The sequence below is a fragment of the Paenibacillus sp. N119s genome (assembly GCF_059447605.1).
Map to the genome: position 1 here is coordinate 1 of NZ_JCAJRU010000425.1, position 1,748 is coordinate 1,748.

General features: G+C 53.7%; 1 protein-coding gene. It reads left to right on the forward strand.

Going from position 1 to position 1,748, the window contains the following annotated elements; genetic code table 11:
* The coding region (locus AC5V8P_RS25435; protein ID WP_495474034.1) for a condensation domain-containing protein at positions 1 to 1,748 on the forward strand (1,748 nt) is incomplete at both ends.

Genomic DNA, 1,748 nt, shown 5'->3' on the forward strand with positions numbered 1-1,748 from the left:
TATTGGAAGCAGGTAGAGCAGGCCAAAGCTGCGATCGCTCCGCTGCCTAAGGATTTTGCCTACGAAGGCTCCTTGAACGCAGACAGCGAAGTGCTGACCGTGGAGTGGACCGAAGCTGAAACCCAGCAGCTGTTGAAGCAGGCTTATCGTGCCTACAACACCGAGGTCAATGATTTGCTGCTGACCGCCTTGGGACTGGCGGTGCACAACTGGACAGGTGCGGGACAGGTGCTGGTCAATCTGGAGGGACACGGCCGGGAAGCGATCCTGCCAGAGCTGGATATTACACGTACCGTAGGCTGGTTCACGAGCTTGTATCCGGTGCTGCTGGAGACCGGCAAGGAAATGACACTGGCTCAGCGGATTAAAGAAACGAAGGAAGGTCTGCGCCGGATTCCGCATAAAGGGCTGACCTATGGCACCTGGCGTTACCTGTCCCCTGCGTCCGGATCCGGTGAAGGCCGTGCGATCGCAGCCGAACCGGAAATCAGCTTTAACTATTTGGGGCAGGTCGATCAGGATCTGCAAAATAGTGGAATCACGTTGTCCTCCTACAGCGCAGGGGAGACAGAGGATGCCGATTCCCGCTTGCCGTATACGCTGGATTTGAACGCGATGATCTCGGAAGGCACGCTGCGCTTGACGATCGCTTACAGCCGTAAGCAGTATCGTAAAGAGACGCTGGAACGGGTGGCCAGCCTGCTGCAATCCGCCTTGCAAGAGGTGATTGCACATTGCGTCGCTCAGGAGCGGCCAGAGCTTACCCCAAGTGATGTGTCCTTCAAAGGTCTGACGACTGGAGAACTGGAACAGATTGCAAAGCAGGCAGCACGTATCGGTGAACTGGAAAATGTATACGCACTGACCCCGATGCAAAAGGGGATGCTCTTTTACAATTTGATGGATTCGCAATCGGGAGCGTATTTTGAACAGGCCTCCTTTGATCTGAGAGGACAGTTTAATATCGCTGCCTTTGCGGCCAGTCTAGATGTCTTGGTGCAGCGGCATACGGCACTGCGCACGAACTTCTACAGCGGCTGGAAAGATGAACCGCTCCAGGTTGTGTACCGGAATAAGCGCAGTGAATTGTATGCTGAGGACCTACGGGACATGGAGGACGAGCAGCAAAACGAGTACATCCGCGAATTTACGCGCCAAGACAAGCAAAGAGGCTTTGACTTGGCGCAGGATACCTTGATGCGTGTCGCTGTGTTGCGCACAGGCGAGGAGACGTATCGTTTTGTATGGAGCTTCCATCATATCGTGATGGATGGCTGGTGCTTGTCGCTGGTGACAAGTGAAGTATTTGCGAGCTATTTTGCGATCCTGGCTCATAAACAACCTGAACTGGCCCCTGTCACGCCGTACAGTCAATATATCGAATGGCTGGAACAGCAGGATCGTCAGGCCGCATCCAGCTATTGGAGCAAGGTTCTGGAAGGATACGAGGAGCAGTCCCGCTTGCCACAGGCAAAAATCCAGGGCAAAACGGGATATCAGGCAGAGCGTTTGGATTTTGATTTGGGTGCGGAGCTAACGGCTAGTATTCAGCGCATAGCCAAGCGTTATCAGGTGACCATCAATACGTTGATGCAGACCGTTTGGGGCCTTTTGCTGCAAAAGTATAACGGCACCGATGATGTCGTGTTTGGCAGCGTGGTATCTGGGCGCCCGGCAGACATTCCGAATGTGGAGCACATCATAGGTCTGTTTATCAATACGATTCCGGTGCGTATCCACAGTCATAA